The organism is Dyella sp. EPa41, assembly GCF_016586165.1.
GTDB lineage: Bacteria > Pseudomonadota > Gammaproteobacteria > Xanthomonadales > Rhodanobacteraceae > Dyella.
Map to the genome: position 1 here is coordinate 52,422 of NZ_BCPR01000001.1, position 19,263 is coordinate 71,684.

The 19,263-nt window shown below is 67.1% G+C and carries 20 protein-coding genes; 7 read left to right on the forward strand and 13 right to left on the reverse strand.

The genetic code is table 11. The features are described from left to right. Window positions 1-65: 65 nt before the first annotated feature. The 6 genes from JMF82_RS00240 (at window position 66) to purD (ending at window position 9,151) form a co-directional block, all read left to right on the forward strand. Window positions 66-1,193, forward strand: a complete 1,128-nt coding sequence (locus JMF82_RS00240; RefSeq protein ID WP_201312528.1) for a LysM domain-containing protein — start codon at window positions 66-68, stop codon at window positions 1,191-1,193. A gap of 80 nt (window positions 1,194-1,273) precedes the next feature. Then, entirely contained in the window at window positions 1,274-2,392 is a 1,119-nt protein-coding gene (gene dprA, locus JMF82_RS00245) for a DNA-processing protein DprA (RefSeq protein ID WP_201312529.1), read from the forward strand. A 125-nt stretch (window positions 2,393-2,517) separates the two neighbouring features. Further along, window positions 2,518-5,037 carry a DNA topoisomerase I gene (locus tag JMF82_RS00250; protein ID WP_201312530.1) on the forward strand — a complete coding sequence of 840 codons (2,520 nt, stop codon included), beginning with the start codon at window positions 2,518-2,520 and terminating at the stop codon, window positions 5,035-5,037. Beyond that, window positions 5,038-5,610, forward strand: coding sequence for a Sua5/YciO/YrdC/YwlC family protein (locus tag JMF82_RS00255; RefSeq protein ID WP_201312531.1), 573 nt, complete (start codon window positions 5,038-5,040; stop codon window positions 5,608-5,610). It begins immediately after the preceding gene. 189 nt (window positions 5,611-5,799) lie between these two features. Next, window positions 5,800-7,164: an AMP-binding protein gene (locus tag JMF82_RS00260; RefSeq protein ID WP_201312532.1), complete on the forward strand. Its 1,365-nt coding sequence runs from the start codon at window positions 5,800-5,802 to the stop codon at window positions 7,162-7,164. Window positions 7,165-7,867: 703 nt separating this feature from the next. Further along, on the forward strand, window positions 7,868-9,151 hold the full coding sequence (gene purD, locus JMF82_RS00265; RefSeq protein WP_201312533.1) for a phosphoribosylamine--glycine ligase: 1,284 nt from the start codon (window positions 7,868-7,870) through the stop codon (window positions 9,149-9,151). Window positions 9,152-9,274: 123 nt separating this feature from the next. Here purD and JMF82_RS00270 read toward each other — a convergent pair whose 3' ends face one another. The 7 genes from JMF82_RS00270 to JMF82_RS00300 all read right to left on the reverse strand — a co-directional run bounded on the left by JMF82_RS00270 (window position 9,275) and on the right by JMF82_RS00300 (window position 12,772). Next, window positions 9,275-9,682, reverse strand: coding sequence for an SRPBCC family protein (locus tag JMF82_RS00270; RefSeq protein WP_201312534.1), 408 nt, complete (start codon window positions 9,680-9,682; stop codon window positions 9,275-9,277). A 52-nt stretch (window positions 9,683-9,734) separates the two neighbouring features. Next, entirely contained in the window at window positions 9,735-10,181 is a 447-nt protein-coding gene (locus JMF82_RS00275) for an SRPBCC family protein (protein WP_201312535.1), read from the reverse strand. A gap of 107 nt (window positions 10,182-10,288) precedes the next feature. Beyond that, on the reverse strand, window positions 10,289-10,936 hold the full coding sequence (locus JMF82_RS00280; protein WP_201312536.1) for a dihydrofolate reductase family protein: 648 nt from the start codon (window positions 10,934-10,936) through the stop codon (window positions 10,289-10,291). A 70-nt stretch (window positions 10,937-11,006) separates the two neighbouring features. Beyond that, complete coding sequence (locus JMF82_RS00285) at window positions 11,007-11,351, reverse strand: DUF3175 domain-containing protein (protein WP_201312537.1); 345 nt, start codon at window positions 11,349-11,351, stop codon at window positions 11,007-11,009. A gap of 144 nt (window positions 11,352-11,495) precedes the next feature. Beyond that, entirely contained in the window at window positions 11,496-11,900 is a 405-nt protein-coding gene (locus JMF82_RS00290) for a GFA family protein (RefSeq protein ID WP_201312538.1), read from the reverse strand. A 10-nt stretch (window positions 11,901-11,910) separates the two neighbouring features. After that, window positions 11,911-12,252 carry a hypothetical protein gene (locus JMF82_RS00295; RefSeq protein ID WP_201312539.1) on the reverse strand — a complete coding sequence of 114 codons (342 nt, stop codon included), beginning with the start codon at window positions 12,250-12,252 and terminating at the stop codon, window positions 11,911-11,913. A gap of 34 nt (window positions 12,253-12,286) precedes the next feature. Then, window positions 12,287-12,772 carry a VOC family protein gene (locus tag JMF82_RS00300; RefSeq protein ID WP_201312540.1) on the reverse strand — a complete coding sequence of 162 codons (486 nt, stop codon included), beginning with the start codon at window positions 12,770-12,772 and terminating at the stop codon, window positions 12,287-12,289. 232 nt (window positions 12,773-13,004) lie between these two features. On the opposite strand from JMF82_RS00300, the gene JMF82_RS00305 reads away from it, so the two are divergent. Then, complete coding sequence (locus JMF82_RS00305) at window positions 13,005-14,879, forward strand: MFS transporter (RefSeq protein ID WP_201312541.1); 1,875 nt, start codon at window positions 13,005-13,007, stop codon at window positions 14,877-14,879. Between the two features lie 113 nt (window positions 14,880-14,992). Here JMF82_RS00305 and JMF82_RS00310 read toward each other — a convergent pair whose 3' ends face one another. From JMF82_RS00310 to bfr, 6 genes are all read right to left on the reverse strand, one after another. Next, on the reverse strand, window positions 14,993-15,862 hold the full coding sequence (locus tag JMF82_RS00310; protein ID WP_201312542.1) for a regulatory signaling modulator protein AmpE: 870 nt from the start codon (window positions 15,860-15,862) through the stop codon (window positions 14,993-14,995). A gap of 199 nt (window positions 15,863-16,061) precedes the next feature. After that, on the reverse strand, window positions 16,062-17,033 hold the full coding sequence (gene nudC, locus JMF82_RS00315) for an NAD(+) diphosphatase (protein ID WP_201312543.1): 972 nt from the start codon (window positions 17,031-17,033) through the stop codon (window positions 16,062-16,064). 13 nt (window positions 17,034-17,046) lie between these two features. Further along, the gene (gene erpA / locus JMF82_RS00320; protein ID WP_201312544.1) at window positions 17,047-17,424 is read right to left on the reverse strand and encodes an iron-sulfur cluster insertion protein ErpA; all 378 of its coding nucleotides are present in this window, start codon (window positions 17,422-17,424) and stop codon (window positions 17,047-17,049) included. A gap of 46 nt (window positions 17,425-17,470) precedes the next feature. Beyond that, window positions 17,471-17,899: a polymer-forming cytoskeletal protein gene (locus JMF82_RS00325; RefSeq protein ID WP_201312545.1), complete on the reverse strand. Its 429-nt coding sequence runs from the start codon at window positions 17,897-17,899 to the stop codon at window positions 17,471-17,473. Next, on the reverse strand, window positions 17,886-18,638 hold the full coding sequence (locus JMF82_RS00330; protein WP_201312546.1) for a DUF6776 family protein: 753 nt from the start codon (window positions 18,636-18,638) through the stop codon (window positions 17,886-17,888). The genes JMF82_RS00325 and JMF82_RS00330 overlap by 14 nt, the downstream gene beginning before the upstream one ends. Window positions 18,639-18,738: 100 nt before the next feature. Beyond that, window positions 18,739-19,209 (reverse strand): bacterioferritin, encoded by a 471-nt coding sequence (gene bfr / locus JMF82_RS00335; RefSeq protein ID WP_201312547.1) that lies wholly within the window; start codon window positions 19,207-19,209, stop codon window positions 18,739-18,741. Window positions 19,210-19,263: the final 54 nt, after the last annotated feature.

The window sequence follows — 19,263 nt, forward strand, 5'->3', positions numbered from 1 at the left end:
CGGTTGCGTGGACAAGAGGTTCGGTTAAACTCGCCCGAGCGTCGGGGGATGGGGGATTCCCGTTTATGATCAGAAAGTCCATTGGGCTGCTGGCCGGCATGCTGGTCACGGTGGCTGTTTATGCTGCGGGTGCGCAACTGCGCGCCGATCACCCCGATACCTATACGGTGCGCAAGGGCGACACGCTCTGGGCGATCTCTGCACGCTTCCTGTCCAAGCCGTGGCTGTGGCCCGAGATCTGGCAGGCGAACCCGCAGGTGCAGAACCCGCACCTGATCTATCCGGGCGATGTGCTCAACCTCTCCTTCATCAACGGTCCGCGCGTGGGCTTGCAGCCGCGTGTACGCACCGAAGGCGAGCCGATTCCGGCGATTCCCCTTTCCGACCTGCGCATGTTCCTGAAGGAAATGCGCGTGCTCGACAGCAACCAGGTGAAGTCGCTGCCGTACGTGGTGGGCTTTGAAGAAGCCGACCTGCGCGGCACCGTGGGCCGCAATGTCTACGTGCGCAACCTGCAGGCCGAACCGGGCCAGCGCGTTGCCATCGTGCGCCCCACCCAGACCTTCCGCAATTACGACGGCGGCAAGGGCCGCGACAACGGCGGCGACCTGCTGGCGCATCCGCTCGACAGCGACGTGTCCACCGTGCGCACGCCGTGGTACGAGGACACGCGCAACGACGGCCATTACGGCAAGGGCGAGGACATCGGCACCGAAGTCAGCGTGATCGGCACCGCCGAAGTGCTGCGTACCGGCGATCCGACCACCCTGCTGCTGCTCGACTCCACGCTCGAGATCCGCAAGGGCGACCGCATCCTGCCGATCGACGAGAAGCCCTACGACCCGTATTACTACCCGCATGCGCCGAAGTCGCTGCCGGGCAACGCACGCGTCATCGCCTTCACCGACGCCCACGACGCCGTGGGTCCGCGCCAGGTGGTGGCGTTGAACATCGGCTCGCAGGATGGCGTGGAAAACGGCCAGACCTATTCGATCTACCAGCCGGGCGAAACCATCGCCGACGACGTGGCCAGCAACAGCTGGGACCGCGGCACCGGCAAGAGCGTGACGCTGCCGCAGGAGTTCGTGGGCCACGTGATGGTGTTCCGCACCTTCGATCGCGTGAGCTACGGCCTGATCATGGATGGCCTGCGCCCCGTGCATCGGCACGACAAGCTCGAACTGCCCGAATAAGCCGTCGCGGCAAGGGACGACAGAACGGCGCGGTGATCACCGCGCCGTTTCTTTTTGGGCCGCCCCTAGGCTTGGCGGCCATGATCGATAACGACCTTTTCCGCGCGTGGCTGATCCTGCTGCGCACGCCCGCCCTCGGCCCGGCTGGGCTGCGCGAACGACTGAGAGCCCAGTCGGGTGACATCCACGCGGTGCTGCGGGCCTTGCGAGAGCAGGCCGCCTCGCTGCCCGATGACGCCCGCGACTGGCTCCGGCGCCCGAACGAAGCGCGCCTCGCCGCCGATCTCGCCTGGCTGGCCAAACCCGGCCACCGCCTGATGTGCTGCACCGACGAGGATTTCCCGCCGCTGCTGGACACCATCGCGCAGCCGCCTGCCGCCCTGTTCGTGTCCGGCAACGCCGAGCTGCTGCTGCATCCGCAGGTCGCCATCGTCGGCGCCCGCGCCGCGAGCCTGAGTGGCCGCACCAACGCCCGGGCCTTCGCCCAGGCCCTGGGGCGGGCGGGATTCACCATCACCAGCGGCATGGCCGATGGCATCGACGGCGCGGCCCACGCGGCGGCGCTGGACGCCGGGGTACCCACGGTGGCGGTGATCGGCACGGGCCCGGATCGTGTCTATCCGCGCAAGCATCACGCGCTGGCGCGCCGCATCGCGGACGAGGGCGTGCTGGTCAGCGAGTTCCCGCCGGGTACGGCCGCCCGCGCCGACCACTTCCCGCGTCGCAATCGCCTCCTGGCGGGGCTGGCGCTGGGTACGCTGGTGGTGGAGGCCGGCCTCCCCTCCGGCTCGCTGATCACGGCCCGGTTGGCGGCCGAGCAGGGGCGGGAGGTATTCGCCCTCCCCGGTTCCATTCATAATCCGCTCGCGCGCGGTTGCCACCAGTTGATCCGCGATGGCGCACGGCTGGTTGAGACGGCGGGCGAAATCGTGGAGGCGCTGGCGCCGGCCGCGGTGGCGCTGGGCCGGGAACTGGCCAGCCGGCTCGACGAGCCCGGCGATCCCGCGCCGGCCGCACCGACGGATGCGGTCGGCCAGATCGTGCTGGATGCGCTCGGGCATGGCCCCATGGCGCTCGATGAGCTGGCCGATTGCGTGGCCCAGCCTGTCGCCGGCCTGACGACCGCGCTGTTGTTGCTGGAACTGGACGGCAGGGTTGAAGCCTTGCCCGGCAATCGCTACCAGCGGCTGCCGGGCTAGCCAAACCCGTACCGCCACTCGTTTTCACATGGCCGAGCTTGACGAGCTTGAGTCGGCATGCCTTTAACTAAATATAGGAAGCCAGCCCGGACGGGCCTGGCCATTGATGGCGGATACCGAGTTTCATGGCAAAAAACCTGCTTATCGTCGAGTCGCCGGCCAAGGCCAAGACGATCAACAAATACCTCGGCAAGGACTTCCAGGTCCTGGCCTCCTATGGTCACGTGCGTGACCTGAAGCCGAAGGAAGGGGCGGTAGACCCCGACCACGGCTTCGCCATGGCCTACGAGGTGATCGACCGCAACGAAAAGCACGTCGACGCCATCGCCAAGGCGGCCAAGGTGGCCGACGACATCTACCTCGCGACCGACTTGGATCGCGAGGGTGAAGCGATCTCCTGGCACATCAGCGAAATCCTGAAGGAGCGCGGCCTGACCAAGGGCAAGCAGCTCCATCGCGTGGTGTTTTCCGAGATCACGCCCAAGGCGATCAAGGCCGCCGTCGCGGCGCCGCGCCAGCTCTCGCTGGACATGGTCGATGCGCAGCAGGCGCGTCGCGCGCTGGACTACCTGGTGGGCTTCAACCTGTCGCCGGTGCTGTGGCGCAAGGTGCAGCGCGGGCTTTCCGCCGGCCGCGTGCAATCGCCCGCGCTGCGCATGATCGTGGAGCGCGAGGAAGAGATCGAAGCGTTCAAGGCGCGCGAGTACTGGACCGTCGAGGCCGCGCTGCGCCATCCGGAAGGCGACTTCAGCGCGCGCCTCACCAAGCTGCACGGCAAGAAGTTCGAGCAGTTCGACCTCACCAACGAGGCCGATGCGATGGCCGCGCGCGCGGCGCTGAAGGAGGCCGCGCACGGCCGCCTCACCGTCAGCGAAGTAGGCAGCAAGGAACGCAAGCGCCGCCCGGCGCCGCCGTTCACCACCTCCACCTTGCAGCAGGAAGCCGCGCGCAAGCTGGGCTTCTCCACCAGCCGCACCATGAAAGTGGCGCAGGGCCTGTACGAAGGCGTGTCGCTGGGCACCGAGGGCAACGTCGGCCTGATCACCTACATGCGTACCGATTCGGTGGCGCTGTCCGAGGACGCCCTGGGCGAGCTGCGCGAGCTGATCGCGCGCGACTTCGGCCGCAAGGCGCTGCCGGATCATCCGCAGGCCTACAAGGCCAAGTCCAAGAACGCGCAGGAAGCGCACGAGGCGATCCGCCCGACCTCGGCCATGCGCACGCCGCGCGAAGTGGCCTCGTTCCTCAACGACGAGCAGCGCAAGCTGTACGAGCTGATCTGGAAGCGCACCGTCGCCTGCCAGATGATCCACGCCACGCTCAACACCGTGTCGGTGGATTTCGACCTCAAGCACGTCGCCGGCGGCGACGCCGCGTTCCGTTCGACCGGCACCACCGTGGTCGATCCGGGCTTCCTCGCCGTGTACGAGGAAGGTCGCGACCAGAAGAGCGCGGAGGACGACGACGAAGGCCGCCGCCTGCCGAAGCTGGAGGTCGGCGAGCAGGTCGCGTTGCACGACATCGTGGCCGACCAGCACTTCACCGAGCCGCCGCCGCGCTATTCCGAAGCGAGCCTGGTGAAGGCGCTGGAGGAATACGGCATCGGCCGCCCGTCCACCTACGCCAGCATCATCCAGGTGCTGCTCAACCGCGAGTACGTGTTCCTCGACAGCCGGCGCTTCAAGCCCACCGACGTGGGCCGCGCGGTGAGCAAGTTCCTCACCTCGCACTTCACGCGCTACGTCGACTACGACTTCACCGCCAAGCTCGAGGACGAGCTCGACGCGGTGAGCCGGGGCGAAGAAGCGTGGGTGCCGCTGATGGAGCGCTTCTGGCAGCCGTTCAAGCAGCAGGTGGAAGAAAAGACCGAGACGGTCGATCGCAGTGAAGCCACCGGCGCGCGCGAGCTGGGCACCGACCCCAAGAGCGGCAAGCCGGTCTCGGTGCGCCTGGGCCGCTACGGGCCGTACGCGCAGATCGGCGACAAGGATACGGACGAGAAGCTGCAGTTCGCCTCGCTGCGCCCCGGCCAGAGCATGCACACCATCACGCTGGAGGAGGCGCTGGAGCTGTTCAAGCTGCCGCGCAAACTCGGCCACGCCGAGAACGGTGACGAGGTGAGCGTGGGCGTGGGCCGCTTCGGTCCGTTCGTGAAGCAGGGCAGCACCTATGCCTCGCTCAAGGCCGAGGACGACCCGTACACCATCGAGCTGCCGCGTGCCCTGCAGATCGTGCAGGAAAAGCTGGAGATGATCGCCAACCGCATCATCAAGGACTTCGGCAACGGCGTGCAGGTGCTCAATGGCCGCTTCGGCCCGTACATCACCGATGGCGAGAAGAACGCGCGCATCCCCAAGGACCAGGAGCCGAAGGACCTGACCGAGGCCCAGTGCATCGAGCTGCTGGCGGCGGCGCCGGTCAAGAAGGGACGCGGCGCGTTCAAGAAGGCGGCGGCCAAGAAGGCGACGGCCGAGAAGAAGCCGGCGGCGAAGAAGGCCGCAGCCAAGACGGCCACCGCCAAGAAGACCGCGACCAAGAAGGCACAGGCGGCGAAAAAGGCGGCTGCCAAGAAGACCGTCGCCAAGAAGGCTCCGGCGAAGAAGGCCACCGCCAAGAAAGCCGCCAGCAAGAAGACGACCGCCTGAGTGGCGGTCCGTTTCACCCTCGCCGAGCTTGATGCCGCCGCCGCGCTGCTGCGCCGCGGCGGCGTGATCGGCTATCCCACCGAGGCCGTGTTCGGCCTGGGTTGCGACCCGCATGACCGTGCCGCGTTCGAGCGCATCTTCGCGCTCAAGCAGCGTCCCGCCACCCAGGGCGTGCTGCTGATCGCGGCGGATTTCGCCCAGGTCGAGCGCTATATCGATCTGGCGGCCGTGCCGGCGGCCGTGCTGGCCCAGGTCCGCGCCAGCTGGCCCGGCCCCTATACCTGGATCTTCCCGCGTTCGGCCGCCGTGCCCGACTGGGTCGCCGGCGCGCATGCCGGCATCGCCCTGCGCGTGACCGCCCATGCCCCCGCTGCCGCGCTTTGCCGTGCGTTCGGCGGGGCGCTGGTATCCACCAGCGCCAACCCCCATGGCGAGCCGCCGGCCCGCAGTCCGGCCGTGCTCGAGGCCTATTTCGGCGACCGGCTCGATGGTCTGCTCGATGCCCCGCTGGGCGATCAGCAAAAGCCTACGGTCATCCGCGACGCCATTTCAGGCGCTATCATCCGGTCCTGATAGAGATTGTTCGGTTCGCCAGATCTTGCGAATCATGAACAAGCTCCGCACGCCACGAAGCGCCGGTAAAGGCGGATTCAGTGGTTGCCCTGAGGATGGGGACCTCGTGGGCTCCTTGGTGTTCACCGTTCGCACGGCGGCCTGCGCGAGCCGGCTTGCCGGTGTCATGGCAGTGTTTGGGAGATGAGCTTGGCCATCGTTTTCGAAAGCTTCCAGCGGGACCAGGCGGCCAATGGCCTGCCCTTGCTGGTCGCCGGCCACCCGGACCGCACCGTGGCCTGGCGCCAGGGCGCAGCGGTCAGCGCCGCGCGATTCATGGCCCACGTGCAGGCCATCGCGGCCCAGCTCCCGCCGGCCGCCACGGCGGTGAACCTGTGCGAAGACCGCTACGCCTTCCTGGTCGCCTTCTGCGCCATCGCGCTGCGCGGCCAGGCCAACCTGCTGCCCTCCTCCCGCGCGCCGCAGGCGGTGGCCGAAGTGATGGCGGCACATCCGGGCTGCTACGCCGTGGGGGAGTTGGCGCTGGACCATCCCCCGCCGCACTACCGCCATCTTCCGGCGCTGTCGGTCACGCCCGAAACGGACGACGACTGCGCCTGGCTCGCGCTGCCGGCCGACCAGGTGGTGGCGATCGGCTACACCTCCGGTTCCACCGGCGTGCCCAAGGGCAATGCCAAGACCTGGGGCAGCTTCCACGCCAGCAACGCCGGCAACCTGCGCATGCTGCATGCCGCCGTGGGCAAGGGCTTCCACGTGGTGGCCACGGTGCCGCCGCAGCACATGTACGGCATGGAGATGTCGGTGGTGCTGCCGCTGCTGGGCGATCTCAGCGTGCATGCGGGACGCCCGCTCTTTCCGGCCGATGTCGCAGCCGCCCTTGCCGAGGTTCCCGCGCCGCGCGTGCTGGTGACCACGCCGGTGCATCTGCGTGCGCTGATCGAATCCGGCGTGGCCTTGCCGCCGATCGCCGCCATGGTATCGGCCACGGCGCCGATGCCCGTGGAGCTGGCCCAGGCGGCCGAGCAGCGCTACGGCGCGCCGCTGCTGGAAGTGTTCGGCTCCACGGAAACCTGCGTGTTCGCCAGCCGTCGTGCCGCGGCCGACGAGCCGTGGACCTTGTTCGAGGGCGTGCACCTGCACCCGCAGCCCGATGGCACCCAGGTGCGCGCGCCGCAGCTGGATGAGCCGATGACCCTGGCCGACATCGTCACCCTGCATGACGGCGGTCAGCGCTTCCGCCTGTGCGGCCGTCATTCCGACCTGCTGGAGATCGCCGGCAAGCGCGCCTCCCTCGGCGACCTCACGCGCCGCCTGCTGGCTGTCCCTGGCGTGAAGGATGGCGTGGTGTTCCAGCTCGACGGCGGCGACGCGCTGGGCGTGCAGCGCATCGCGGCGCTGGCGGTGGCGCCGGGCATGCACGAGCAGTCCATCCTCGATGGCCTGCGCCAGGCGATCGACCCGGTGTTTCTGCCGCGGCCGTTGAAGTTGGTGGATGGGTTGCCGCGGAATGAGACGGGGAAGTTGCCCAGGGCAGCGCTGTTGGCGCTGCTGTAGCTTCCCTCCTGGCTGACCAACACCCCTTGCACTGACCACGCCCCCTTGTACTGACCACGCCCCCTTTGTAGGAGCGCACCCTGTGCGCGACATCCTTTCGCGGCGGGCTGCATGGTTGTTTTTTGAGATTGGGTTATCGCCTTCGGTAGCCCCGCTACCGCGAGGTTGCCGCTTACGCAGCGGGCGTTTCGACGTCCTGCCGGCCGCCGAGTCACTTTTCTTTTGCTTGCCCAAAAGAAAAGTAACCCAAGAAAATGGCCTTGAGAGCCAAGGCTCACAGCGATATGGGGGATAGGAGCGTCGGACGACCGAGGCCAGCCGTGATGCGCTCGTTACTAGCTCGAACGGCGCGGCTACACCGCCACGCGCCGACGCGAAGAGGACTTAAAGCCACTTCGCTGAGCCGTGATGAAGCCTATGGGCTGCCGCCCCCTTTCTCCCTCTCCCCTCCGGGGCACGCGGGGAGCGGCCATGGATGGCCGCGGCTTTGAGGAGCGAGGAGAGGGCTGGGGTGAGGGGCGGGGCTCGCGAAATTCCTGCCTACCTCTGTAGGAGCGCACCCAGTGCGCGATCCGCGCTCGCGCTCACCAACCCCCACCTGACTCCCTCCCCCTCCCCCTTGCTGCGCTGCGCAAAGCCACCCCAGCCACTACAATGACGGGCTGCGCCGGCCATGGCGCCTTCTTTCGCAGTTGGAGTCCCCATGAAAGTCCTGGTTATCGGCAGCGGCGGGCGCGAGCATGCGCTGGCGTGGAAGCTCAAGCAGTCGCCGCGGGTGAGCGAGGTGATCGTTGCGCCGGGCAATGCCGGTACGGCGCGCGAGAAGGGGCTGCGCAACGCGAATGTGGCGGTTACCGACATCGATGGCCTGCTCAAGCTGGCGAAGGCCGAGAAGATCGCGCTGACCGTGGTCGGTCCCGAGGTGCCGCTGGTGGCGGGCCTGGTCGACAGGTTCCGTGCGGCGGGCCTGCGCTGCTTCGGTCCGCGTGCGGTCGCCGCGCAGCTGGAGGGTTCCAAGGCGTTCGCCAAGGATTTCCTGCTACGCCACAACATTCCCACCGCGCGCTACGCGGTGTTCACCGAGCTCAATCCGGCGCTGGCCTATGTGCGCCAGCACGGCGCGCCGATCGTCATCAAGGCGGATGGCCTGGCAGCGGGCAAGGGCGTGGTGGTTGCGCTTACCCTGGCCGACGCGGAGCAGGCATTGCGCGACATGCTCGGCGCGCACCAGTTCGGCGATGCGTCCGCGCGCGTGGTGATCGAGGAATTCCTCGACGGCGAGGAAGCCAGCTACATCGTGATGAGCGATGGCCAGCATGCGCTGCCCATGGCGAGCAGCCAGGACCACAAGCGCCGTGACGAAGGCGACCTCGGTCCGAACACGGGCGGCATGGGTGCCTACTCCCCCGCGCCGGTGGTGACGCCCGAGGTGGAGAAGCGCATCCTCAAGGAAGTGATCGAGCCGACGCTGCACGGCATGGCGATGGAAGGCGCCCCCTTCATCGGCTTCCTCTACGCGGGCCTGATGATCGACAAGAGCGGCACGCCGAAGGTGATCGAATTCAACGTGCGCTTCGGCGATCCGGAAACGCAGCCGATCATGCTGCGCCTGAAGTCCGACCTGGTCGACCTGATCGAAGCCGCGCTCGACGGCGAACTGCACCACACCCATGCGCAATGGGATTCGCGTCCGTCGCTCGGCGTGGTGATGGCGGCGGGCGGCTACCCTGGCAAGGTGCGCAACGGCGACGTCATCACCGGGCTGGACGGCGATTTCGGTGCGGACGTGAAAGTGTTCCACGCGGGCACGCAGCTCGATGCCAACGGCAAGGTCGTGACGGCGGGCGGCCGCGTGCTGACCGTCTGTGCACTCGGCAAGGACATCGCCGCGGCACGCGAACATGCCTACGCGGCGGTCGGCAAGATCCATTACGAAGGTGCGTTCTGCCGGCGCGATATCGCCCATCGTGCGCTGCATCGCGGCTGACGCGCGACGCCACCCTTCAGGAAAAAAGCCCCGGCCGCCATGCCGGGGCTTTTTTTATGGAAGCGCTCGGAGTGCTGCAAAGAGGCCGTGTCGTCGCGACACCGCATGAGTGCATTGATCTCTTCAGCGCCGCTTCGCCACCACCTTCAGCGCGCGCAGCACTTCACCGAAATCGCCCGTCACCATCGGGCCGAACGCCTCGGCCGACGGACCGGTGATGCGGGTGCTGTAGGTGACGCGCACGTCGCCCGACGCCATCGGGTGGATGCGGTGCTCGACGATCACGCGGGTGCCGTCGATCACCGTCTCATCGGTGAAGCCTTCGCGCGCGCGGACATCGACGAGCGTGCTGACGAAGGCGTCCGCGCCGGGTGGCTGCATGGTGAAGGTCGAGCCGGTGGCAAAGGCGCCGTGCAACTCGATGCGATCGATGCCGGCGTTCCAGGCCTTCCAGCCCGCCACGTCGGCGAACAGTTCCCAGACGCGCGCCGGCGTGGCGCGGATCTCGATGCTTTCTTCATGCGTCCACATGACAAGTCCTTGTGCGGGTGGAGGGGCATGATGGCATACGGCCAGGCATCGCTCAGCCCGGGATCTCCGGTTCGACCAGCGCGGCCAGGTGCAGCAGCGATTCCTGCCAGCCGAGGTAGCAGCCATCGACCGGAATCACCTCCGGAATGCCCTCCTGCACGACGGTCAATTCGGTGCCGCAGGACACCTTGCGCAGCGTGATGGTGGTCTGCATCTCGCCCGGCAGGTTTGGATCGTCGAAGCTCGCCGAATAACGGATGCGCTCGCCCGGCACGAGCTCATGGTACGTGCCGCCAAACGCGTGGCTGTGTCCGGTGCTGAAGTTGGTGAACGACATGCGGTAGCCGCCGCCGACCTTGGCGTCCATCTGGTGCACCTTGCCCGTGAAGCCGTTCGGCGGCAGCCACCGCGCCATGGCATCGACGTCCGTGAAGGCGCGATAGATCTTTTCGGGCGTGGTACGCAGTACGCGGTGAAGCTTGACGGTGTTGCCGGCCATGATGCTTTTCTCCAGAGGGTTTCGATAACCAGCAGCGTTTGCTGTGCTGGCATGTCAACGACGAACGGTCGGGCCGCGAATCGACACGGATGTGGAACACACGCGCTTCAGGACCGCTTGCGCAGGAACGCATGCAGCGCCCGCTCACCCTGCATGTGGTGATGGCATTCGTAACCGAGCGCACGCAGGTCGAGGTCCTGGAAGAGGTTCTCGCCCGAGCCCAGCAGCACCGGACGAACGGCCAGGTGCAGCTCGTCGATCAGTCGCTCCTGCAGGTATTGGCGCACCGTGGCCACGCCACCGCCGAGGCGCACATCGAGACCGCCTGCGGCGGCTTTGGCCTGTGCCAGCGCGGCATGAATGCCGCCGGTGACGAAATGGAACGTCGTGCCGCCCGCCATCGGCAGCGGTGGCCGTGGGTGGTGCGTGAGCACGAACACCGGCACGTGGTACGGCGGTTCTTCACCCCACCAGCCGCGCCAGCTCTCATCCGGCCAGGGGCCGCGCACCGGGCCGAACATGTTGCGTCCGAGTATCCATGCGCCGACGTTCTTGAAACCCGCTTCGGCCAGGGTGTTGTCGACACCGGTTTCGCCGCCGCCTTCGCCATACATCGACTGCCACAGCCGCGTGGGGAAGAACCATTCCATGAGTTCCGGGCCGCCGACGCCCAACGGGTTTTCCAGGTCCTGGCGGGGGCCGGCGCCGTAGCCGTCGAGGGAAAGGGCAAAGCTCTGGACGCGGAGTTTCGACATGGCCTGCTCGCTATCGTGGTGGACTCATTCCTGCGACGAATCGGCAGGCCCGATTTCGACAGGATAGGCCTCACGCGCGCTTCTTGCGACGACGCGTGGCGCGCCGCCGGGGACGGCCGAACAGCACGCGCAGCTCATCCTTGGCGTCTTCAAGATGCTTCTTCTGCTGCGCAGGCAACTGGCGGCCGCCGCGGTTGATGTAGAAGTTGAGCATCGACATGGCCGAGCGGAACGGCGACGACTTTCTGCGCCGGCTGTGCTCGGCCGAGGCCTTGAGCGACTTGGCGATGTCGGTGGGGTCGTGCTTGGTGAACATGCCCGATTTCAGGTCGAGCGCGTCGCTGGTCTCCATGACGTGCTTGGACCAGCGGCGCTTGCCGCGCGGGGAGCGCGGGTGGCGAGTACGTTTTGCCATGGGTGTACGGCTCGAGGAAAGACCCTTCATCACTAGCGCGCGGCCGGTCATGGCCACGTGTCCGCCGCCTGATGCGTGCGTGATCATGACGGGTGCAGGCCCCGCGCAAGCGCATGTCATGACCGCGGCGCTCGCGGCCATGGCCTAGGGAGGATCCTTGTCGAATGCCGCGATGCCGGGCGGCAGCGTCACCCATGGATGACGCCTGCAGTCGTAGACGGAAACCGTGGGCGCGGGAAATGCCGGATCCGCGAATGCTCCCACGGCGACGCTCACGCGCCCTTCTTCGCCTTCCTCGGTATGGAACACCGTGGTTGCGCATATCGGGCAGAACCGAAACCGGAATCGCGCGCCCTGGTCACCCGTGCGTACATAGTCGGTGGCCATGCCCGTGATGCGGAACGGCGCCGCGAAACTCGCCAGCGCCGCAAACACGCTGCCGGTGCGTTGCTGGCAGGCCAGGCAATGGCAGAGGCCAATGCCGCGCGGCTCGCCGTTGACCTCGATGCGCAGCTGGCCGCAGGCGCAGGATGCCGTTCGTGAAAGCATGGGCCGCCTCTTACGAAGCCGGATTCCCGCCACGGCCCGTCTCGTTCGGCGAGCGTCGGACAGGCACGCGATGCACCACCTTGGCCCCGGCGCAAAAGGCGATGCCGGCGACCAGGCCGGTGCAGGCTATCAGCAAGGTCTGCCCGGCAGATGCCAACCGGCTTGCCGTCAGGGTCACCACGGCGATGACGGCCATGCCTCCAAGCAGATGGCCTAGTGAGGCGATGCGTGGCGCCATCATCAGCACGAGCACGAGCACGAGCACGATCAGGGCCAACGGCGAAGCCAGCGTGGCGAACAGCACGCCACGCCAGAACGACCGTTCATGCTGGCGTCCATTCGTCGATGCCATGCCGCCGGAATCCCGTGTCGATGACGACGCGTCGTCAGCCGCGATGCGCCGCCTCGATGGTGGCGATGTCGATCTTCTTCATCGTCATCATGGCATCGAAGGCGCGCTTGGCGGCCTCGCGATCAGGATCGGTGAACGCCTTGATCAGGGCGACCGGCGTGATCTGCCACGACAAGCCCCACTTGTCCTTGCACCAGCCGCAATCGCTCTCCTGGCCGCCGTTGCCGACGATGGCGTTCCAGTAGCGATCCGTTTCGGCCTGGTCCTGCGTGGCCACCTGGAACGAGAAGGCTTCGCTGTGCTTGAACATGGGTCCGCCGTTGAGCCCGATGCAGGGAATGCCCATCACGGTGAATTCGACGGTGAGCACGTCGCCCTGGTGTCCTGAAGGATAGTCGCCCGGCGCGCGGTGCACCGCGTCAACGGATGAGTCGGGAAAGGTCTTGGCGTAAAAGCGCGCCGCGTCCTCGGCGTCGCCATTGAACCAGAGACATACCGTGTTCTTCGCGGGGTTTGCCATGTCGTTTCTCCTTGGGATGGGGGTAACGCAACGCACGTATCCAGCGTGGCCCGGCATGGGCCTCGCCGAGCCCTTGGCGAGGCCCACGCATCGCCCGGGGTGCGGTGGATTGAACGGGCTGATGGCGCGATTGAAAACTGCCGTGTTTGCCAATCACCGGGATGCCGCATCCGTGATGATGCGCGCCTTGGTTTCGCGCTAGGCTTGCGGCGCCGTCACGCCAGGGAATCGCATGAGCCAGTTCCAACTGCTGGGAAGCCGCCGTTTCGCCCCGTTCTTCTGGACGCAGGCGCTGGGTGCGTTCAACGACAACGCTTTCCGCAACGCGATGGTCATGCTGGTGGCGTTCCAGATGGGGCTGGACGACCACACGGTATCGCTCTACACCAATCTGGCGCCCGCCCTGTTCATCCTGCCCTACTTCCTGTTCTCGGCCACCGCCGGCCAGCTGGCGGAGAAGTACGAGAAGTCGCGCATCATCCGCTATGTGAAGCTGTTCGAGATCGCCGCGATGCTGATCGCGGCGATCGGCTTCTACACGCACCACACGACGCTGCTGCTGGCCGTGCTGTTCTTGATGGGCCTGCATTCCACCACCTTCGGTCCGATCAAGTACGCGATCCTGCCGCAGGCGCTGAAACCCGAGGAGCTGGTGGGCGGCAACGGCCTGGTGGAGATGGGCACGCAGCTCTCGATGCTGATCGGCATGATCGCCGGCAACTCGCTGATGCTCATCGCGGGCTACGGGCCGGTGGCGGCGTCTTCCGTCACGATAGGTGTCGCCGTGCTGGGCTATCTCGCCAGCCGCCGCATTCCGCCCGCGCCTGCCACGGCGCCGGACCTGGTGTTCAACTGGAATCCGCTTACCGAGACGGCGCGCGTGCTGGGCATCACGCGCGAAGACCGCAAGGTGTTCAACGCGGTGCTCGGCATTTCGTGGTTCTGGTTCTTCGGCACCGTGCTGGTCGCGCAGCTGCCGAACTACACGCGCATGAACCTGGGCGGCGACGGTTCGGTGAACACCCTGGTGCTGACCTTGTTCTCGCTGGGCACCGGCGTGGGCGCCCTGCTGTGCGAGCGCATGTCGGGACGTCGCGTCGAAGTGGGCCTGGTGCCGCTGGGCGCCTTCGGCCTCACGGCATTCGGCGTGGACCTGTATTTCGCGCATCCGCATCTGTCGAGCGTGCACGGCCTGGATTGGCTGGGTTTCCTGCGCAGCGCCGGCAGTTGGCGCGTGGTGCTGGATCTCACGCTGATCGGCGTGTTCAGCGGCTTCTACGTGGTGCCGCTGTTCGCATATGTGCAGGCACGCACGCCGCGCGAGCGACTGTCGCGCGTGATCGCGGGCAACAACATCCTGAACGCGCTGCTGATCTGCCTTGCCGCCGGGTTCGGGCTGGCGCTTGGAGCGCTTGGCCTCACCGCCGTGCAGATCTTCCTCGCGGCGGCCGTGCTCAACGTGGCCGTCGCGGTCTACATCTTCACGCTGGTGCCCGAATTCCTCATGCGCTTCATCACCTGGGTGCTGGTGAGCACGCTGTATCGCGTGCGCGTGGACGGGTTGGAGCAGATTCCCGAAGAAGGCCCGGCGTTGCTGGTGTGCAACCACGTCAGCTTCATGGATCCACTGGTGCTGATGGCCAACCTGCGGCGTCCCGCCCGTTTCGTCATGTACTACAAGATCTTCAACATCCCGGTGCTGAACTTCGTGTTCCACACCGCCAAGGCGATTCCTATCGCCGGCCAGAAGGAAGATCCCGTGGTGTTGCAGCGAGCGTACGACGAGGTGGATGCCGCGCTCGCCGATGGCGAGCTGGTGTGCATCTTTCCCGAGGGCGGCCTGACGCGCGATGGCGATATCGCACCATTCCGCCCGGGTGTCGCGCGCATTCTCGAACGCAGGCCGGTGCCGGTCGTGCCGCTGGCGCTGCGCGGCTTGTGGGGCAGCGTGTGGAGTCGTCGCGATTCGATGCTGCACCGCGCGCGATTGCCGCGACGTTTCCGCGCGAGGGTGGAGCTGGTGGCCGGCGCGCCGATCGCACCGCCGGATGCGCGCATGGCGACGCTGGAGGCGCGTGTGCGCGAACTGCGCGGGGATTTCGCCTGAGCGTTTCCTGTCTGTTTGTGGGAGCGCACCCTGTGCGCGACAAGCCTACGGAGCGGTAACGACGCTGCTTCGCGGTCGCGCACAGGGTGCGCTCCCACAGCGTCGATGCATCGTCAGGCCATCCAGCCCGCCAACACGATCAGCGCCACCACGCTCAGCCAGGCGAGCAAGGCGCGCAGCAGCGCCCCGCGGAGGCGGATCAGTTCGCCGACGGTGTCGGTGCGTTCTTCGGCGTAGCCGTCGCCCGCTTCGATGTCGACCTGCACGTCGGCACGCGCGGCGGCGCCGAGGAAGCCCGGGCCTTCGACGTACCAGCTGCTCGGCACCTGCTGCTGGTGCCAATGCTTCCAGGCGCCGATCACCGCATCCCAGTGGCCGACCAGCGCCAGGGTGAACACCATCAGCTGCGCCGGCAGCCAGTCGGCGATGTTGGCGAACGTACGCGCGGCACGCTGCGCGGCCGCATCCACCCGCAGGCTGGGATCGCGCCCCAAGGTCTGGGCGAGGCGGTACAGCAACGCGCCTGCCGGCCCCAGCACGAAGAACCACAGCAGCACGCCGAAGCGGCGACGCAACGCGGCATAGGCCGTGGCTTCGCCGAGCGCGACGGCGTTCCAAGCCACCGCCTCGCCATCGTCGGAGAGCGCTTGCGCGGCGGCCTCGCGGGAGGGCTGGTCGGGCGCCTTGATAATGGCTTCCAGGTCCGCTTCGAACGCATGCGGGCCAAAGCAATACAGCAGCACGACCAACGAGAAGATCAGGCGCAGCAATTCGCTGGCGGGCATCAGGCTGATCAGCCACACCACCAGCAGGCACAGCACCACCGGCACGCCGAGCGTCACCGTCGCGCGGGCCGGGCCGCTGGTGTCGCCCAGCTGCGCTACCCAGCGGCGGAAGCCACCGTCACCGCGCCAGTGCGCCAGCTGCGGCGCGATATGCACCAGTCCGAGTGCGATGAGGGCGGTGAGCAGGCTGACAGCCATGAAACGGTCTCCGGTCGTTGGCCGCATTGTAGGTCATGGGTATGACGGCCAGCAGCCAGCGCGACCGCGCCTGCCCCCTTGTAGGAGCGCACCCAGTGCGCGACCGCGGAATGGGGACTCAACTCGATGACCGGTTTTCGCAGGCAAGCCCATTCCGCGATCGCGCACTGGGTGCGCTCCTACAGGGGCGGATACGCGCTCAGCGCCGGTACTGCGCCACCAGCGCATCCAGGTCCAGCCCCGCGCGTTGCTTCAGCCAGTGCTCCAGCAGCCGGTAGGACACCGACAGCGGCAGCGAAGGCAGGAAGCTGCCGTCGGCGAGACCGTTCGCGATGTCCTGCGGGGTGAACCAGCGGGCTTCTTCCAGTTCGCGGTCGCGCAGGCGGATCTCGCGCGAAACGGCCTTGGCGGTGAAGCCCACCATCAGCGATTGCGGCAGGGGCCAGGGTTGGGAGGAGTGGTAGTGCACCTCGCCGACGATGACGCCCGATTCCTCGGCGACTTCGCGGCGCACCGCGTCTTCCAGCGCCTCGCCGGGTTCCACGAAACCGGCCAGGGTGGAATAGCGGCCCTTCGGCCAGCCGGCCTGGCGGCCGAGCAGGCAGGCGCCTTCGTGTTCCACGATGACGATGACGGCGGCGTCCGTGCGCGGAAAATGCATGCGGCCGCACTGGTCGTTGGTGCACTGCGCGCGATGGCCGGAAGCGACCAGGATCAGTGGCGAACCACAGTAGGCGCAGTAGCGGGTTTCGCGCTGCCAGTGGGCAAGCCCCTTGGCATAGGCGAACAGGCCCGCTTCGTCGGCGGCAAGCAGCAGGCCCACGTCGCGCAGGCCGGCACGCCGCGCGCCGAGCGTCGTTTCAAGCCCACTGGCCTGCTCGCTGTTGTCGACGGCAAGCAGGAAATGCGGCCGTTCGCCGGCAAAGCCGAGGAAGGTGGCCTTCAGCTCGCCCAGCAGGCGCTCGCGCTCGCCGCTGTCCAGCCAGCGCAGCGCGTCGCTGCCGGGCAGCAGGTAGGTCTGGCCCAGCGCATCGAGCACCAGGTAGCGGGCATGTTCGGACGCGGCGTGCTCGTTCACCCACAACGATTCGTCACGCTTCTCGGCGACCCGGTCGAGGATGAGGCTCAGGCCCGCGAAGGTGTTGAGGCGCGGCGTCGTAGTGCGGTCCATGCCTCGTCGGCGCTCAGGTGGAGAAGGAGGAGCCGCAGCCGCAGGTGGTCTTGGCGTTGGGGTTGCGGATGACGAACTGCGAGCCGCTCAGGCTTTCCGAATAATCGATTTCGGCGCCGGTGAGGTACTGCAGCGACAACGGGTCGACCAGCAGGGTGACGCCTTCGCGGTCGATCGCGAAGTCGTCTTCCGCCTGGGTCTCGTCGAACGTGAAGCCATACTGGAAGCCGGAGCAGCCGCCGCCCGTGATGTACACGCGCAGTTTCAGTTCCGTATTGCCTTCCTCGACGATCAGCTCATGCACCTTGCGGGCGGCGGCTTCAGTGAAGACCAGCGGCGCGCCGGCGCTGCGATAGTCGGGAACGATGGGAAGGGGGACGACGGTATCCATGATGCTCAGGTGGGGGTGAGGCGGCTCACACGCAAGGATACCGCGTTCAGGCCGGCACGGGCTCCGCATCGGCCAGCAGCGGGGCCGGCAGTTCACGCGGCAGCTCGGTGGCGTGGTGGCTCATGCGGCCGTTGACCTGGGCACCGGCGGCCATCTCCAGCGTGCGGTAGTGCACGTCGCCCGTGATGCGCGCCTCGGGCGCCAGCTCAAGGCGCTCGCCGGCATGGATGTTCCCCTGCACGCGGCCGTTGATGATGGCGTGCGGCACACGGATCTCACCTTTCACGAGACCATTCTCGCTCAGCGTGAAGACGGCGCCATCCTCTTCGGCCAGCACCGAGCCTTCGATCTGCCCGTCCAGGTGCAAGGTGCCGCTGAAACGCACGTCACCGCAAATGGCCGTGCCGCGCGCGATCAGGCTGGTATCGGAGGAATGGGCAGCAGGCGTGCGCTCCGGGCGCTTACGGTTGAGCATCTTGTTCCCCTTGGGTCGGTGTGAGGTGGCCGGACAGGGCGTCGCTCCATGTCACGGCGCGGCTGACCGCGTCATCGCCGGCCGGCTGGGCGGTGATCACCAGGCGGGTCGGCCGGAAATCGGCGGGCAGCACGATGGTCGCGTGCAACTGTTGAAAATATTTGAAGCGGAACGCCATGCCGCTGGCCTGCGAGGTGTCGCCCAGCGCGTCCCAGGCAAGCCGCACCACCTTGTCGCCGCGCAGGCCTTCCACGGCGACGGTGGCGTTGCCGCTCACGTCTTCGCCGCGCTTGGCGTTCTGGGTCAGGCTCAGGGTGAGGTTCCAGGCGTGCGAGCTGCTGACGGGCTGCAGGCGCACCTCCTGCACCTTGAGCCCCTCGCGCTGTGCATCGCCGCCAGTGAGGCGTGAATAGAAGCCCAGGTCCGCGCGCAGGCCGCTGAGTTCCTCCTCGCGTTCGGCGAGTGTCTTGCGCAGCGACTGGTTGGCGATGTCCGCCACCTGGTCGGCGCGCTGCAGGTTGGCTACCTGTTGCAGCAGGTCGTCGTTCTGTTTGCCCAGCGCCTTGAGCTGGCGTTCCTCGACGGCGGCCGGCGTGGCGTGGCGTACCGCGGCCCCTACGATGAGGCCCGTCAGCAGCAGGCTGAGCAGCCACGCGCCGCCCAGCCACCAGGCTCGGCGCCGCCAGCCGGCCGCGTCATGCGGCCGGACGACGAAACGCGGTGGTGGGCGTGAAGCCATGCGCGGCCTCCCCGGGAAAAACCAAGGTATAGCCGCGCCGTGACGAAAGCGTCAAGGAACGATGCCGCAGCTTTGAGCGTGGCCTGGCGGCCCCCGCCGATCAGCTGTCGATCTTGGACTGCAGGTAGCGCTCGGCGCTGATGTCCTTGATCAGGCTGAACTGGGTTTCCAGCCAGTCGATGTGCTCTTCCTCGTCATGGAGGATGGACTTGAACAGGTCGCGGCTGACGTAGTCGGCGATGCCTTCGCTGTAGGCGATGGCTTCGCGCAGGTCACGCACCGCGGCCATTTCCAGGTCGAGGTCGCCCTGCAGGCATTCGACGGGATTCTCGCCGATGCGCAGCTTGCCTAGGTGCTGCAGGTTCGGCAGGCCATCGAGGAACAGGATGCGCTCGATCAGGTGATCGGCGTGCTTCATCTCCTCGATGGATTCCTTCTGCTCGTGCTCCGCCAGTTCGCCGTAGCCCCAGTCCTTGTACATGCGGTAATGCAGCCAGTACTGGTTGATCGCGGTCAGCTCGTTGTAGAGCACCTTGTTGAGGAACTCGATGACCTTGGCGTCGCCCTTCATGAGAAGTCTCCTTGCGTCTACAGCACGCGACTATACGTCGCCCTTGACGCGGAT

What these genes read in the sequence shown, in the direction of transcription:
- purD (WP_201312533.1), top strand. Translation starts at nt 7,868, where the DNA reads ATGAAAGTCCTGGTTATCGGCAGCGGCGGGCGCGAGCATGCGCTGGCG.
- erpA (WP_201312544.1), bottom strand. Translation starts at nt 17,424, where the DNA reads ATGGATACCGTCGTCCCCCTTCCCATCGTTCCCGACTATCGCAGCGCC.
- bfr (WP_201312547.1), bottom strand. Translation starts at nt 19,209, where the DNA reads ATGAAGGGCGACGCCAAGGTCATCGAGTTCCTCAACAAGGTGCTCTAC.
- JMF82_RS00325 (WP_201312545.1), bottom strand. Translation starts at nt 17,899, where the DNA reads ATGCTCAACCGTAAGCGCCCGGAGCGCACGCCTGCTGCCCATTCCTCC.
- JMF82_RS00270 (WP_201312534.1), bottom strand. Translation starts at nt 9,682, where the DNA reads ATGTGGACGCATGAAGAAAGCATCGAGATCCGCGCCACGCCGGCGCGC.
- JMF82_RS00310 (WP_201312542.1), bottom strand. Translation starts at nt 15,862, where the DNA reads ATGGCTGTCAGCCTGCTCACCGCCCTCATCGCACTCGGACTGGTGCAT.
- JMF82_RS00285 (WP_201312537.1), bottom strand. Translation starts at nt 11,351, where the DNA reads ATGGCAAAACGTACTCGCCACCCGCGCTCCCCGCGCGGCAAGCGCCGC.
- JMF82_RS00300 (WP_201312540.1), bottom strand. Translation starts at nt 12,772, where the DNA reads ATGGCAAACCCCGCGAAGAACACGGTATGTCTCTGGTTCAATGGCGAC.
- JMF82_RS00305 (WP_201312541.1), top strand. Translation starts at nt 13,005, where the DNA reads ATGAGCCAGTTCCAACTGCTGGGAAGCCGCCGTTTCGCCCCGTTCTTC.
- JMF82_RS00295 (WP_201312539.1), bottom strand. Translation starts at nt 12,252, where the DNA reads ATGGCATCGACGAATGGACGCCAGCATGAACGGTCGTTCTGGCGTGGC.
- JMF82_RS00290 (WP_201312538.1), bottom strand. Translation starts at nt 11,900, where the DNA reads ATGCTTTCACGAACGGCATCCTGCGCCTGCGGCCAGCTGCGCATCGAG.
- JMF82_RS00280 (WP_201312536.1), bottom strand. Translation starts at nt 10,936, where the DNA reads ATGTCGAAACTCCGCGTCCAGAGCTTTGCCCTTTCCCTCGACGGCTAC.
- dprA (WP_201312529.1), top strand. Translation starts at nt 1,274, where the DNA reads ATGATCGATAACGACCTTTTCCGCGCGTGGCTGATCCTGCTGCGCACG.
- JMF82_RS00275 (WP_201312535.1), bottom strand. Translation starts at nt 10,181, where the DNA reads ATGGCCGGCAACACCGTCAAGCTTCACCGCGTACTGCGTACCACGCCC.
- nudC (WP_201312543.1), bottom strand. Translation starts at nt 17,033, where the DNA reads ATGGACCGCACTACGACGCCGCGCCTCAACACCTTCGCGGGCCTGAGC.
- JMF82_RS00240 (WP_201312528.1), top strand. Translation starts at nt 66, where the DNA reads ATGATCAGAAAGTCCATTGGGCTGCTGGCCGGCATGCTGGTCACGGTG.
- JMF82_RS00330 (WP_201312546.1), bottom strand. Translation starts at nt 18,638, where the DNA reads ATGGCTTCACGCCCACCACCGCGTTTCGTCGTCCGGCCGCATGACGCG.
- JMF82_RS00250 (WP_201312530.1), top strand. Translation starts at nt 2,518, where the DNA reads ATGGCAAAAAACCTGCTTATCGTCGAGTCGCCGGCCAAGGCCAAGACG.